At 43.4% G+C, this 14,074-nt stretch carries 15 protein-coding genes; all 15 read left to right on the forward strand.

Annotation, left to right across the window (positions count from 1 at the left end; all coding sequences use genetic code 11):
- Positions 1-3 precede the first annotated feature (3 nt).
- Entirely contained in the window at positions 4-450 is a 447-nt protein-coding gene (locus AZH43_RS03410) for a hypothetical protein (protein ID WP_067666609.1), read from the forward strand.
- Positions 451-1,347, forward strand: coding sequence for a hypothetical protein (locus tag AZH43_RS03415; protein ID WP_067666611.1), 897 nt, complete (start codon positions 451-453; stop codon positions 1,345-1,347).
- Positions 1,344-2,582, forward strand: a complete 1,239-nt coding sequence (locus tag AZH43_RS18830; protein WP_227509772.1) for a hypothetical protein — start codon at positions 1,344-1,346, stop codon at positions 2,580-2,582. The genes AZH43_RS03415 and AZH43_RS18830 overlap by 4 nt, the downstream gene beginning before the upstream one ends.
- A 273-nt stretch (positions 2,583-2,855) precedes the next feature.
- Positions 2,856-3,413: a hypothetical protein gene (locus tag AZH43_RS18835; RefSeq protein ID WP_227509773.1), complete on the forward strand. Its 558-nt coding sequence runs from the start codon at positions 2,856-2,858 to the stop codon at positions 3,411-3,413.
- Positions 3,413-3,931, forward strand: a complete 519-nt coding sequence (locus AZH43_RS03430) for a hypothetical protein (protein ID WP_227509774.1) — start codon at positions 3,413-3,415, stop codon at positions 3,929-3,931. Before AZH43_RS18835 ends, AZH43_RS03430 begins: the two co-directional genes overlap by 1 nt.
- A 57-nt stretch (positions 3,932-3,988) precedes the next feature.
- Positions 3,989-5,524 (forward strand): hypothetical protein, encoded by a 1,536-nt coding sequence (locus AZH43_RS03435; RefSeq protein ID WP_067666613.1) that lies wholly within the window; start codon positions 3,989-3,991, stop codon positions 5,522-5,524.
- Between the two features lie 3 nt (positions 5,525-5,527).
- Positions 5,528-6,163, forward strand: a complete 636-nt coding sequence (locus AZH43_RS03440; RefSeq protein ID WP_067666615.1) for a hypothetical protein — start codon at positions 5,528-5,530, stop codon at positions 6,161-6,163.
- 75 nt (positions 6,164-6,238) lie between these two features.
- Positions 6,239-7,855 carry a defense against restriction DarA-related protein gene (locus tag AZH43_RS03445; RefSeq protein WP_067666617.1) on the forward strand — a complete coding sequence of 539 codons (1,617 nt, stop codon included), beginning with the start codon at positions 6,239-6,241 and terminating at the stop codon, positions 7,853-7,855.
- Positions 7,856-7,870: 15 nt separating this feature from the next.
- Entirely contained in the window at positions 7,871-8,185 is a 315-nt protein-coding gene (locus AZH43_RS03450) for a hypothetical protein (protein WP_067666618.1), read from the forward strand.
- A 58-nt stretch (positions 8,186-8,243) separates the two neighbouring features.
- The gene (locus AZH43_RS03455; protein WP_067666620.1) at positions 8,244-11,078 is read left to right on the forward strand and encodes an LPD3 domain-containing protein; all 2,835 of its coding nucleotides are present in this window, start codon (positions 8,244-8,246) and stop codon (positions 11,076-11,078) included.
- Positions 11,079-11,146: 68 nt separating this feature from the next.
- Positions 11,147-11,974 (forward strand): hypothetical protein, encoded by an 828-nt coding sequence (locus AZH43_RS03460; RefSeq protein ID WP_067666621.1) that lies wholly within the window; start codon positions 11,147-11,149, stop codon positions 11,972-11,974.
- Between the two features lie 5 nt (positions 11,975-11,979).
- Positions 11,980-12,678: a hypothetical protein gene (locus AZH43_RS03465; RefSeq protein ID WP_067666623.1), complete on the forward strand. Its 699-nt coding sequence runs from the start codon at positions 11,980-11,982 to the stop codon at positions 12,676-12,678.
- Between the two features lie 31 nt (positions 12,679-12,709).
- Positions 12,710-12,889 carry a hypothetical protein gene (locus AZH43_RS03470; protein WP_067666693.1) on the forward strand — a complete coding sequence of 60 codons (180 nt, stop codon included), beginning with the start codon at positions 12,710-12,712 and terminating at the stop codon, positions 12,887-12,889.
- 114 nt (positions 12,890-13,003) lie between these two features.
- On the forward strand, positions 13,004-13,384 hold the full coding sequence (locus tag AZH43_RS03475) for a hypothetical protein (RefSeq protein ID WP_067666625.1): 381 nt from the start codon (positions 13,004-13,006) through the stop codon (positions 13,382-13,384).
- Positions 13,384-14,004 (forward strand): lysozyme, encoded by a 621-nt coding sequence (locus AZH43_RS03480; RefSeq protein WP_067666627.1) that lies wholly within the window; start codon positions 13,384-13,386, stop codon positions 14,002-14,004. Before AZH43_RS03475 ends, AZH43_RS03480 begins: the two co-directional genes overlap by 1 nt.
- The last annotated feature ends 70 nt before the right edge of the window (positions 14,005-14,074 follow it).

Raw genomic sequence — 14,074 nt, forward strand, 5'->3', positions numbered from 1 at the left:
GCCATGCAGTTATTGCCGAATTATGGAACAAATACTTACCGTGCCGTGGCTGGGCCTATATCAATACTTGCAGAGGTTTACCACAAGAAGCTCACTTTGAAAGGCTATTCATTGCTGCAGGATGAAGTCCAATCCGCTTTTATTGAGGAAGTTAAGCGCTATGCCGGCTGGCAAAGCCTTACTTGCCAGAAAAACGCGACAGCTCCGATCGAAGTAGACGAAAATTTAATTCTTGAAGCTTTTGAATGGGTCATCATTGAGCCGTGCGTAAAGGCGAACTGTGATCTTATCCAAGCATCATTGGTTGAAGCTTCACGCAGTATGGGTACTGAAGGGTTTGGCATGACGGTCAGTGAAGCTGAACAGGCCTATGAAGCTGAGAAGGAAAAAATGCCTAAGAACGCATTTATCCATCCGCCGTTCAGTTTTAAAACATTGGGAGGGCAGTAAATGCAAATCGTCATTACTGCTGCAAATAAGCTGATATCAGCATCAGAGTTAATGCTGGCCACGCTTCGCACTGATCTAGCTCCAGTGCCATTAAGCCTTGAATTTTCTGTTAAGGCAACACCAGAACTTGAAGCTCAGCTTAAAGTGGGTGCCGAAATTTTAGTGGGTAATATCAGTCAACCGCTTGAAATTGTGCTGGTGCGGCCAGTCAAGTCGCAAACAGTGAAAGATGACCGCAGGATTGGCGCCATTTCATGTATTGCGGTTTTGGCTGGCTGTCAAAAGCTCATTGTGAATACTGATCGGGCCATCATTCAAATTGAAACATCATTTAATGCTGCGATTAGAGCGTGCGGTGTAAAAAATATCCGCTTTGGAGATGATCTTCCTCTGCCAGAATTCATTTGCCTTAAGGGCCGATTGCCTACAGTAAGGCTGGCACTGTATCTGCAGCAGGAAGCTGCAGTAATTTGTTTTCGCGATAATAAGCTGAATGTTTTGAAACTGGATTCACTATTTAAACAAGATCCAGTACTGAAATTGGATTTTAGTGAAGTAAGTTGGCTGAACAGCAATCAGAAAGAAAAGCTTCAAAAATCCTCCTATGTGTCAGTTGATCAAGACGGTTCAACGGTTATTGGTGATGACACAACAACATCGGGGCAAGCCGTTATTCAGAGAGCTGGACTGGATGCGCGTCAGCTGAAGAATTTAGAAAAGGTGCTCATTCCACGCGGGACGATTGAACGGCCGCTGAATATGGGTCTTATGGCGGGTTTAATTGTTGAAATCAGTCAAACAAAATACGTGATATTGACTGCTGCCCATCAGGTTGAAACCGGGGCAGTCGGGGGCAATGTCGGATCAATAACCAAATTATGGTTGGCAAGTTTATGAATACTACAAAGATATTAGGTGAAGCCGTTGGCATTCAGCGTCAGGATATTATTGACCAGACTGAAGAGCAGCTGGCAGACAGTCTAAATGGCGCTGCAATTTTAGGCCGTTTCAAACGTGGCCGTTTAGACAAAACTATGACTATTCATCAAGGCAATATCCGCGGGCAGCTGGGTTATGATCCAAATAACCCGGACTACATCGCCGTGCAGGATTGTCTAGATGCAGGTGTGCCGAGCGTGCAAGTGCTGCGTATTTCAGCTGGTGACGACAGTGGTGAAGGCGGTAATGGTGTCGCTGATGTAACCATACAAAATATTGACATGACTGGCAGATTTGCAATTGCAAGAGACAAAACCCCGAATGCTTATACTGTTCATGCTATAAATGATCAAGTTATTGATTTTTCGAGTAACTTAAAAGTAGTAAGTGACTCTGAAAACATGATTGCGATTAGGAAAGCGATTTTTGCACCGAGCGGGAATATATTTGCTCATTATGAATCAGATGCTTCATTTATTAATCTTCAAACAGCATTTTATTGGTTCAATGGGACGGACTTCTCAAGTCAAATAAGTTTTGATCCTCCTTTGGGCACACAAAACGTAATCCCAATTATCGCTGTATCGCCGGATGATCAATACATACTTTTCAGCGGATTGAATAAAGCAATAAATGTATATAAAAAATTAGATGCTATGTCTTATACGCGAATACATCAAATGGAAGATGCTGAAATATTTACAGGATTAGAATTTTCACCTGATTCGACTAAATTTAGCTTTCTATCATTAGGTGACACTGCACTAAAAGTATACTCATTGGCTGGCGAAGACGATGCTTTAAGCTATCTGGGTAAGTTAAAGATTCCAGATTATGTAAGCTGGCCGGCCGGAAGCCTTGTATATTCCCCAATATGGATGAATAACAGCATGATTTATCGTATTGTTCGTGAAAACATAGAAAATACAGATACTGATTACATGGCTTTTCAGGCAGTGATTGAAGTTTCAAGTGATAGCTTGTCTTACGCTTACGAGAACACAGAAAGCGTCGGATTTCATGGTGCTGCGCACTCAAATTATACGGGCGGGGCTTTAGTTAATGTTGATTCTTATCGACATGGAAATTATGGATACAGTCTTACTACGCTGAACACAAATGGCAACGTGATCAAAACAGTTAAAGACTTCTCAGAGCTGCGTGATCAAAAAATGCTTTATTTTACAGTCTAATGAAAGTGAAGTTCGCATAATGGTTGCTGATGCGTACATCAACGGTGATGTTGATTATCTGTGCAAAACAATAGTCTACAATAAAGCATCCCAATCTTATTCTGTACTCTAAAATGAAATAATGCCAAGTAAGCCCGTAGACCGCGGGCTTTCTTTTCCGTCCTCTGGCAGCGGGTTAATATTTGCCACCGCGATCCTAATTTAATTGGAATCATTGCAAATCTGTTCAAATTGTTTCATGCACACTGTTGATTATTTGATTTAGGAAAAGTAATGAATACTACAAAGATATTAGGTGAAGCGGTTGGCATTCAGCGTCAGGACATCGTGGACCAGACAGAAGAGCAGCTGGCAGACAGTCTAAATGGCGCTGCAATTTTAGGCCGTTTCAAACGTGGCCGCTTAGATAAACCCATTACGATTCATCAAGGTAATATCCGCGGGCAATTGGGCTATGAACCAAATAACCCGGACTATATCGCTGTGCAGGATTGTCTGGACGCAGGCGTGCCTAACGTGCAAGTTTTACGTATTTCAGGGGGCGCATTGATTTGCCAAAAGCTTGTTAATGTTGATAATTATCGTCAATTTATTGTTAGGCCTGATCTTACTGACGCGGGCCAGCAAGAGATAGATAAGGTACTTGATGCACTAATTGAATCCGGTAGGTACACAATCAATGAGCATCCATATCAATTGAAGAACACCTATTATGTACGGACGGATGAATATATTGATATATCTATCAGCCGTTCTGAATCAATAGGCGAATTTAACGAAGTTGAATTTTGTGCATCCGTGCCTTTCATTTTTGAAGCATGGTACACCTAATGCTGATCGGGTTTAAGCGAGCCAAAATTCTAAGCTACAGCGCAAAGAACAGAACTGCCAAAATTCATATTCACGGTATGACTGATGGGGCCAGCGAAGGTTTAACGGCCACTTTTGCTTATCCGGTCGGGGACAGTGATAAGGATACTGAACGGGAAATTCTAACGGGAGAAGACGTTTATGTATTCTTTGAAAATGGTGAGGAATCTAGGCCTGTTATTGCGTTTTTCAGCAGCCATGGTGAAGAGCCCGTTGTTGATATACGCCGTATCCGGCAAGAGAACATTGAATTGCTGGCTAAAAGCCAAGTGTATATAGAAGCGCCAGAAGTCCGCATTAAAGCAAAACTGATCTTGGAAGGTGATTTTGAGCACCAAGGAAATCAAAAAACAGAAGGCATGATCACGGCCACAGTCGATGTTGTTGCTGCAAATGTATCCGTTAAATCTCATCCTCATAGCAATGTCCGTGCAGGAACAGACGATAGTGGGCCTCCTAAACCAGCTGGAACTGCCTAAGCGTATTGAACATAACGTATTTCATAATGATTTTAATTTTAGAATCATGGCTTCGGTATGGCTGCTTCAGACATCCTTTCGTTATTGCTTGGTCCTAGCGCCAATAGTGTTCCTCTGCAGCTGGCGAATGACAATCAGGAAACTATGGTGCAAATGTTTGACTCATTTGCACCATTTTCGCTTGGTACAAATTCAACTGTAGAAAACCGTAAGCGAACCCGCAAAGAAATATATACAAAATGGGAGCAGATGCTCCGTTTCGCGCCTGTTGCAGAGGGAATTGGCATTCATGTCACTGCAGCTTTAGGCGGTGATACCCATAATGGTCAGCAAATTTTTATAACACCGGCTGAGCGCTTGCGGGGTGAAACCGGTGCTGCTGCTAAAGAGCAGCTGGAACGGTTGCAAAAGCGTATCAAGCCCATGGAAACCTTGATTAATAAATACATCACTAAGATTTGCTCTGACGGCATTTCATTTGGCGATGCTTATGCACGGATCTATGGGAAGAAAAGTAAAGGCGTTACAGATATGCTCTGTAATGAGTTCACTCATCCGCCCTTATTGCAGTCCTTTGAGCAAGGCAGCAAAACCGTCGCTTTTTTTGCCTTAAATCCAAAAAACTGGGTCAAAACCATTACTAAAATGAGTTCTACACAAATGGTCCGGCTAAAGATGCCCCGTATTGTGAATGTGCCTCAATTTGATTTAGTTGAAACTGGGTTGATCGTACAGATGCTCGAAAGAGATGAACCCGATGAATTACCGATCCTGCCTGCTATGGTTGGCGGTTCATTCCTGTTTGCAATTGAGAAAGCATATGATGACGTCATGCTGTCTTTAACAACAATGAATAGCCAGCAGGTTGCAGATGCAGTCAACCAGATGTTTTTATCCCTTAATATGGCAGGCATGCCAGAAGCGCAGCGCGAAGCATACAAGCGCGGTTTAGAAGGTATGCTGCAAGATCATGAGAAATTCGTAAAAAATGCGATGTCTGGTGGAGAAGGTATTTGGAATACCAAATATCATGTATTGCCGACCTGGGACGAAAAACAGATCTTAAACCCAGTCGGTGACATTAAAGGCCAGCGCAATTCACCGATTAATATTGAAACATTCATGATCAATGTACGCCTGCTGATGGGCGGCTTTGGACTTGATCCATCGATGGTTGGTTGGGCGGATATGCTGGCGGGCGGTTTAGGAGATGGAGCCGCGACATTAACATATTCCAGCCAGGTGATGCGGCGCTCTATGTGGATTCGGCAGTCAGCAACACAATTCGTGAATGACATTATGCATCTTGATTGGGGCTATGCATACAATGAACAGTTTGATCAGCTGGATTTCCCATGGCAGGTTGAATTCTCAAGTAGCCAATCTGCTGCCGTGACTGAAGAAAATACAAATAAGCAAACGCAAATGAATACTTCACTGCTGAAGATTCAAGTCATTAACTCATTGAAAGAATCCAATCTCAGTGAAGAGACCATGCAGTACATATTAGAAAAAGATGCTGGCTTCAATTATGACGATGCCAATCGTGTGGCTAAAGATATTGCAGCTTCAAGACAAAATGAATCGGAGTAGGCAATGAGTATTTATGATGGGGGAACTTTGCCGCCGATTAGTGTAGAAGCAGCCTCTAATGCCTTACAAGGCATGTGGTCTGGCATGCCGATCAGTAAGGCAAAGGCTATTTATGACGGGATCTATAAATTAGGAACAATCTCAAACATTCATTTTGGGGTAGAGCTTAAGCCCTTTGATCCAAACAGTGCGATTGCACAACAGGATATTCCCATTTTTGATGAACAGGTGCGGCTGCCTTGGTTATGCCAGAGTATCGATTTGTCAGTGCTGGATGCGCAGACAGACAGCGCGCAGGTGGGGGCTTTTCAGCTGAATTTTTTAACGGGCAACAATTCAGGTGAAATTTCAATTCCATTTATTGAGACAAAAAATGCTGACATTTTAAATAGTGCAGGCTTTATCAAAGATATTATGTTTCCAGATGGGGCGGCTGGCGGTACTCAGGCACTGCCGATCGATTATCTGATGAAAATGACCATTTATATTTACGATAGGCACAGTTATTCAACACGGGTTTTTGAAGTTCAGCACATGGTCGCGCTGCAGACTGGCAGCATTCCGCTGGATGCTTCTAACCGTGGCGGGGTGGGTATAGTGACGCTGAATTTTATTAAGATGTTTCCCATGTTGAAGTGATTGGAACAGATAAACAGTGCGAAGTTTTTGAAGTGACAAAATTGCCTCAAGTATAAAAAGTTGAGGCATATTTAAATGCGTAATATTGATATTTTCAAACAGCACTGGGCGCCGCATCAGTCCCGCATCGTTGCCGGCTTTGACTCAGCTGTAAACAGCGGAACATGCTTAATTGGCGTTATTCAAGGCAAGTATCGGACGCTGAATGCGATTGTGACTGAGACTGCGACAGAAGATGATCAGTGGCGTATCGTGAATTTGAAGGGCCATAAAGATAGTATTCCAGCTTTTGATTCAATTGCCGTATTGGGCGCCGTAGACGATACGCAGGCTTCGGCACTTGCAGGACTGCAGTTCGGCCGCATGTTTGATTCTGCCGTAGACTCAGTAATTGAAACCAATCCGCAGGGGCTGATGCGCCATTTGGCGGCGCCGTATTACCACAAAACCCCAAATATCATCCCGGAATGGCAGCTGGCCCAGCTTCAGGATGTCACATGCGCCACTGTGCCCGGCTGGGACGGAATCAGTCTGACGTCCCATGACGGACAGACCGCCAATTTAATGCTGGATCTGCAGCGGCATGATGACCATGGCGGTCTGCTGCAGGAATTTGACGGACTGGCGCCGCTGCTTGAGTCTATCGGCGCTGTGTATGCGGACTTTGATTCAATCATTGTTGAATATCAGTATTTGGAAAAGCTGATGGCCATGCTTCACAAAGTGATGCAAAGCACTTCAAAAGGTGGGGTAAAAATTCTGAATGTTGAACAAAGTGAAAAGCCGTTTAAGCATAAAAAAGTATTGAATATTGCTGTTACTTATAATTTTGAAGATGGTCAAAGCATTACAATCCTGTTTCATCATCCAGACCGTGAAGCTAAAAAAATTACGCCGCAGGATATGCTGATTTCATGGAAGATCCTCATGAATAGCCGTGATATTACAGGCGCTATTCAGCCGAATCAGGGTGAAGGAATTGAGATGCCGGTACTGGCAGGCCGGATCATGAAACTGGTCAATCAGAACAGCGCCCGCTTTAAGCGCACTCAGGCTAAAAAGGCAGAAAATGTTCAGGCCTTAGCCGATGCAGAACAACGTTTGTTTGATAAACAGGGGATAAAAGCTGCGCTTGAGGCCGAAATTCAGGGTTTGCTGAATCAGCTGGATCAACAACAGGCACAGCAATTAGCCCAACAAACATCACAAAATGAGGATATTCCTGCTGAACCTGCTAAGGCATATCCGCCAATAGAAGATTTAGGCGACGGTTATTACCAGGCATTTAAAAATGATAAGAAAGTAGATTCTTGGACGGCACATTTGAATACAAACGGTAAATGGGAAGTATCAGCAAACAACGCTCAAACACGTGCATGGAACCGTGGATTTGGAGCGCCACGATTCTTTAATACTATTGATGAGATGATTGCAAAGTATCCTGCATTTGGTGAACTGGCAGAGTTGTTGGAGACATCGAATGCATCCAGCGGCAACAAAGGTGATTCTGATGATGCTGATTATTTGAATCAAGTCATTAAGGGTGAAGTGGATTTTTCGAAGTCAAATGAAGTTGAAACGAAGCTTGAAGACATTGGCAGCCGGCTTACTGCAGAAATTAATGACTTATTTGAGCAGGCCGTTACTTCCTATTCAGTTTATCAAGTCGGCCAAGCCTCACAAATTCATTGATAGGAAATTTATGTAATGAATGCATTAGAAAGATTGAAACTCACCAAAGAGCTGCGTCAGCTGGTAGATACAATTCCTGATATGAAGGGCATGGATAAGTTGCAAAGTACAAAACGTTTGCGCGAATTGATTGAGATTTTAGGCGGTCAGGCAACGTCTGAAGTAAATAAACTGTATCAGTCAATTATTGATGGAAGAGAGGAAGCATCAGTTGAATTGCTGCTGCAGGTACGTGCAGAGGCAGAAAAAAACCTGCAAGATCCTTTGCTGATTGACGCTGTAAATGTATTGATTGCGCAAATCAATGAATTGGCTGGAACAGCTGAATAATCCGGCCTCATGCATCTTTCAAAATAGTCCTTAACAGGGCTATTTTTTTGAGTACGTAATGAGTGATTTTGCAAAAATTGACAACATTCAGGATGAATCTGAAGTTTTAACAACAATCGATAAATTAATCTCAAAAGTTGAGAATAATGAGATTGTTGAATGGGACAGTGAGCAGGCAGAAAAACTGTACCGCGAATATCTGGCAAATCTTGATAAGTATGATGGCAAGTCTATTGCTGCATCAAAGGCCTATTTTAATGATCACCTAAATGGCAAGCTGGTGCACACCAAAATTGGTTTAGTCCGTATTAATTCAAAATCAAGAGGTAAGGTTCATGACCGGATGCGGGATGTTAAATATTTGGCTATCCCATATATTCCTGAAGTTTTAATGACGGGTGAAATTAGTGATTTAGTGCCATTAAATAAAGACCGTACTGATAGCGTAGAAGGGTATTATATTTTTGAAAAGTCAAAGCAGCTGAATGACTTCACGCTAAATATAACTTTGAAAGTGGCATTAGATTCTGAAGGGCATTTATTATATTACTTAGGCGCATCAAAAGAAAAAAGCCAACTTACACCTATCTCACAGGTCGTTAACCCCATAGGCTTGGAAGCTGGCTTTGACTCTATTGAATCACGGTATGAAGACGAAATCAATATTGATGTACAAGTTTTAGACAAAGATGGCAATGTGCTATCTCAAGCGGACGCCTTGAAAGCATTATTAAAAAAATACGGTATTAATAATATTGTAAAAGGCCGCAACAATAAGGTTAAGACAGCCAAAGGAACACAGGTTTCAACCGTATTTGCATTACTTGAGACTAAAGACGTCATCGCTTCGCATACAGCCGCCGGCGCTGAAAATACTGAATACCCTCAGGAACTGCAGCCGCGTGACCGCAGCCGCGAATCCTCACAGGCTTGGGTTCAAAAAACGTCAAATGGATTAGATACTGAAAGTCTTGGGCGATCTGGCCGAGCCGATACTGGCGCCCCAATTGTAGGGGATGATTTGGTCGTTGAATCGGGCAATGGCCGCACCATGGCTATTAAGCTGGCTTATGAACGCGGGCAGGCTGAAGAATACCGGCAATGGCTGATTGAAGAAGCCGAATATTTTGGATTTTCATCAGATCAGGTTGAGAATTTTACTGCTCCTATTTTGGTACGCATTCGCACTTCAGTTGTGGACCGAGTTCAGTTCACGATAGAGGCCAATCAGGACGATAAGCTGTCATTCAGCGCCACTGAGCGCGCGAAATCAGATGCCAAGCGGCTGGACGAAAACCTGCTGGCCTTATTTACTCCAGGCGATGACGGCGACCTGCTGACGGCCGGCAATCAGAAGTTCATTCATGGCTTCCTGAAATCCATAGGCGATACGGAAGCGGCTCAGTACATCACCACCGAAGGCAAGCCGACTCAGGCGCTTGTTGCCCGGATCAAGGCTGCTATTTTCAGTAAAGCCTATAACGATGACCGGTTGCTGGAAATGATGGCTGATCAAACAAAACCAGATCTACAGAATATGTTGAATGCCTTAGGCGCCGCAGCGCCCAAGTTTATAGAGGCGCAAGCGGTAAGCCGTGGTGATATTCAGGATGTATCCAGCTCAATTGTAGATGGGATCGAGCAGGCGCTGGACAAGCGCGTTACCAATGCCATTATTGATGCTGCCAATACTATCGTTGCTGCAAAGCGGAATGACCAAGACATTGCAGAGTTTGTTCAGCAGCAGGGCTTATTTGGTGACTTGGGGGAGGGTGTGCCAGAGCTGGCAGTATTCCTGTCAAAGAACAGCCGCAGCGCCAAAAAGATGAGCATGCTGTTTAAGGCAATGGCGGAATTTGCGGAAAAGCAGGCAATTGATCAGCTGAATATGGGGCTGTTTGGAGAGCCGGAACCAGTCAGCATTAAAGACGCGATCAGCTATGCCGCAGCAGTCATCAATGATAATTACGGGGACAATGCGACTATCAGCATGTTTGACTCAGCGAATGAGGAATTCACGCTGTTTGATCAGCATGCCCATCAGGCAGCAACTTCTCCCTACAGCCGCGCCACGCTGCCGGAACAGGCGAACTTGATTGCCGGCAAGTACCTTAAAGGCGCCGTAAAGATTGGTGAGCTGAATATCGCAATTAAAAATCCGGCAGACTCCGTCCGCGCTGGCACAGATCCCAGCGGAAAAAAATGGGAAGTCAAAATGCAGCATCACTATGGCTACATTGAAAATACAACGGGCGCGGATGGCGATGAAATCGATGTGTTTGTTAAAAACCACTTGGATTCAGTACCGGAGCAAGCCTATATCATCCGGCAGCTGAATGCCGCCGGCGCCTTTGATGAGCATAAAATCATTATCGGCGCTGAATCTGAGAATGAGGCTAAACAGATCTATCATTCAAATTTTGAACCGGGCTGGCAAGGCTTCGGGAGCATTCAGCGGATTGCAATGGCTGATCTGCCGCAGAAGCTTCAGCACACCTGGTCTGAGTTTGATTCATGGGCAGCAGACGGCAGCTATGAGCATATTCCATTAAAGCAAATTGTCACAGACAAGGCGCTTAAAGTGGACGAAAGCAAAATCAACAAAGAAGATCCGGTGCTGGTGATTGAAAAAGGGCATAAGTATTATCTTGTTGTCGGGCTGGAGCGGCTAAAGCTGGCCGCCCAGCGACATGAAAGCCTGGTACCGGCGATCATTTTTGATGACAGGGATGTGAAGAGCAAAATCATTCAGAATGCCTTGAGAAAGGCCGGCAGCACAGTGGATACGGTTGCCCTTGCAGCCTTGATTGTTGATGAGATGGAGAAAATTTTAATTTCCAGTTTTGATTCGGCAGCCAATTCATTGTTTGAAATCCTTTACCAGTCCAGCTGATTGGAACTGCAGAGGCTAGCTTTAGCCCAGCCTTGAGAAAATAGCCCTGTTCAAATCAGGGCTATTTTATGGGTAATGATCTTTCAAAAGTGCCAGCCGCTAATGCTCACTCGGTGAAACAGCCTGAGCGTATGAATGCAGATCCTTTTTGGGGAAAAGTCTCAAAACATAAATTTGCTGAATTCAATCTTTGCAGTGTTTCACGTGATGAGAATAATAATGAAGTCATTACTGTAGATACCAGCCAGCCTACAGTGCGTGCTTTTCTGGTCGATGGTGACAAGACCATGGAAAGCCAATGGCAAACGCCCTTTGAAAATAGTAATCCTGAGCTGAAAATGCCGATGTTGATGGCGGGTTTGCAGACTGGGCAGACAATAACGTCCATGGGCGCTGCAGCAGACAGTATTCTGGGAGATACAGTTTCAGCTGCAGCAAAAACCGCGATGAAGCCTATGGCTGACTTTATAAAGTCAGTTCAAGGGCATACCAATCTGAATAAAGTCAACACAACTCAGGTTTTCCTTTCGACCGCTTCAGTCCGTCTTAACCTCAGTCTTTTTTTTATTGCTTTTAGAAATGCAAAAATTGAAGTTGAGGAGAAAATAATGAAGCTGGAATCATGGTCCGTGCCAGTGCATTTGTCGCAGGGGACTGTACTTACAGATGTTGTTGAACAAGGGGCAGCGGGCCTATTTTCGGGTGTCATTCCGCCGTATATCTCTCTTACGACACACGGTAAAACCTATTGGCCGTTTATTTTAGAAAGCGTTTCTGCCCCGATTGTGACGCCGATTGATGAAGACGGAAACCGTTTAAACCTCGCAATAAACATCAGCATTGTGAGCCGTACAGCATGGGATGCAGACGATGTTCGTAAACTTTATGGGAATTAACAGAAATGCTGACTTTTGATCCAGTTCAAATAGGAAATAATGTCTATCAACTTCATGAAATTGAATTCAATAACGCATTGAAGGTCGCGGCCATTGATCAGAGGCTGAATGAAAAACGTATCAGTGAATTTTTGAGGCATATACTGGATAAAGATCAGCCCTTAGAGCTGACAGCCCAAGAGCGTTATTGCTTGATGCTGAAATATATGGAAAAGCAGTCTATCACGCTCTTTTCAACGGATACGGATTTTTCAAAATGTTATTTGGCCAGTGAAAAACCATGGCTAAATGAAATTACACATAATGGAATTACAGTACGCCAGCTGATCGGTAGAGAAGTGGAGTATATGGAAGCTCACTGTGCGAATGCAGCTGAATGGATCGCATGCATGCTGGCATTCCAAATCAGTTACAGCGGGCATGAAGCTTTATCAGAGTTGCCGAACCGCAGTTTAAATGACACTGATTTTATTAATCAGTTTTCTGAACGTTTAGCATATTTAAAACGCCGCGCTCAAAGTGATTTTGATTTGATTTACCAAGATTTTAATGTGTTAAATAATCAGCTGTTCAGCAAAATTCATCTCAATGTCAGTAATCAAGGTCTTGTTATTTCAAGAGGTGCAGATGACGCTCCACTTCGATTTCGCCCCGCTGCCGCCTTTCTTGGAATCATCAAAGAACTGGATCAGTCACTTGTTTAGTACTGCGCATGATTTGGCCCAGCATTCAAAAATGTCATTGCATGAAGTACTCAATATGCCAGTCAGTTTTGAAGCATTTTATTATTCTTCAGAAGCTTGGGAGAAACGAAAATTGGAAATTGAAGCCGAGGTTAAGCAGAGCAATGCCCTTATTAAAATGGGCAATGAAATAATTAAAGCAATCAGCAGTTTAGGTGGAAAAAGGAAATGAGTGCTGTAGAAAAACCCTAGATCTAAGTCTAGGGTTTTTTATTTGGAACATGCTTTTTTACTGCTTAATCAGTCGAGCCAAAATACTTGTATAGAAAATTACAGGTATACAGCCATGCAGGAAAATACTTTCCCTTGGATCATTAAGATTATTCCAGCTGTTGTTGGGGCTTTACTCGCTTTGGTGTTGAGCGGCGACATTGATAAGACAGGGAAAATTCAAGTTTCAATGTCTGTCATTGGCAAGTTTGCGGCAAGTGTCACGGTGAGCTTATACGGTGGATCTGCCTTCATTGAATACTTTGGAATGCTTAAAGCATCAACGATGTATCAAGGTTTTGTGATGCTGATGTTTGCTGTTTTTGGCCTTCTTGCGATCGGGATTTTATATCAGTCAATTGCTTTGCTGAAGGGAAAACCTTTACCAGAAGTTATTGCTGAAATTAAGTCTGCCTTTCTTGCTATTTGGAGCAGCGGAAAAGGGGGCAATGACTAATGAGTATTGATCAATCGCAACAAATTGCGCAAACATATTCATGGCTGCGGGCCATGTCCGGCGGTAAGTTGTCAGTGGATCAAGTTATAGCTGGTGATCAGATTATTGCTACAAGTGGTTTAAGCACTTTTGCACAATCAATCGGATTTGTATTGCCTTCATCTGTGGCCACAGGTCAATGGGATATCTCAGATAAAGGGTATGCATTAATTCGTGAACTTGAAGGTTTTAAAGCTGACGCATATTTGGACACCGGTGGCGTTTGGACAATTGGTTTTGGTACCATCAAATATCCCGATGGAACGCGGGTACGAAAAGGAGATGTTTGCACACGCGGGCAAGCTGAAGTATGGCTTAAAAATGACAGTGCATGGGTAGATACTTGCTTAGATCGAACTGTTAAAACAAAAATAACTCAAACCCAATTTGATGCTTTGGCCAGCTTTGTTTACAACATTGGTGAAACAGCATTTGTAAAAAGCACTATGCTGACTCTAATCAATCAAAATAATTTAACTGGTGCTGCAAACCAGTTTGATCGATGGGTATTTGATAATGGAAAGCGGGTGCAGGGCCTTGTTAATCGTCGCCTTAAAGAAAAGTCGCTATTCTTATCGTGATCAAAGCTATGGTGCTGTGTAGCCTGATTACAGGCTACACAGTCCACTTTTTGAAAAAATAATTTAGAAA

Source organism: Acinetobacter pragensis, from assembly GCF_001605895.1.
Taxonomy (GTDB): Bacteria; Pseudomonadota; Gammaproteobacteria; order Pseudomonadales; family Moraxellaceae; genus Acinetobacter; species Acinetobacter pragensis.

Bases quoted from the DNA above. Each gene is read 5' to 3' on its own strand.
- AZH43_RS03410 (WP_067666609.1), top strand. From the start codon at position 4: ATGCAGTTATTGCCGAATTATGGAACAAATACTTACCGTGCCGTGGCT.
- AZH43_RS03415 (WP_067666611.1), top strand. From the start codon at position 451: ATGCAAATCGTCATTACTGCTGCAAATAAGCTGATATCAGCATCAGAG.
- AZH43_RS18830 (WP_227509772.1), top strand. From the start codon at position 1,344: ATGAATACTACAAAGATATTAGGTGAAGCCGTTGGCATTCAGCGTCAG.
- AZH43_RS18835 (WP_227509773.1), top strand. From the start codon at position 2,856: ATGAATACTACAAAGATATTAGGTGAAGCGGTTGGCATTCAGCGTCAG.
- AZH43_RS03430 (WP_227509774.1), top strand. From the start codon at position 3,413: ATGCTGATCGGGTTTAAGCGAGCCAAAATTCTAAGCTACAGCGCAAAG.
- AZH43_RS03435 (WP_067666613.1), top strand. From the start codon at position 3,989: ATGGCTGCTTCAGACATCCTTTCGTTATTGCTTGGTCCTAGCGCCAAT.
- AZH43_RS03440 (WP_067666615.1), top strand. From the start codon at position 5,528: ATGAGTATTTATGATGGGGGAACTTTGCCGCCGATTAGTGTAGAAGCA.
- AZH43_RS03445 (WP_067666617.1), top strand. From the start codon at position 6,239: ATGCGTAATATTGATATTTTCAAACAGCACTGGGCGCCGCATCAGTCC.
- AZH43_RS03450 (WP_067666618.1), top strand. From the start codon at position 7,871: ATGAATGCATTAGAAAGATTGAAACTCACCAAAGAGCTGCGTCAGCTG.
- AZH43_RS03455 (WP_067666620.1), top strand. From the start codon at position 8,244: ATGAGTGATTTTGCAAAAATTGACAACATTCAGGATGAATCTGAAGTT.
- AZH43_RS03460 (WP_067666621.1), top strand. From the start codon at position 11,147: ATGGGTAATGATCTTTCAAAAGTGCCAGCCGCTAATGCTCACTCGGTG.
- AZH43_RS03465 (WP_067666623.1), top strand. From the start codon at position 11,980: ATGCTGACTTTTGATCCAGTTCAAATAGGAAATAATGTCTATCAACTT.
- AZH43_RS03470 (WP_067666693.1), top strand. From the start codon at position 12,710: ATGTCATTGCATGAAGTACTCAATATGCCAGTCAGTTTTGAAGCATTT.
- AZH43_RS03475 (WP_067666625.1), top strand. From the start codon at position 13,004: ATGCAGGAAAATACTTTCCCTTGGATCATTAAGATTATTCCAGCTGTT.
- AZH43_RS03480 (WP_067666627.1), top strand. From the start codon at position 13,384: ATGAGTATTGATCAATCGCAACAAATTGCGCAAACATATTCATGGCTG.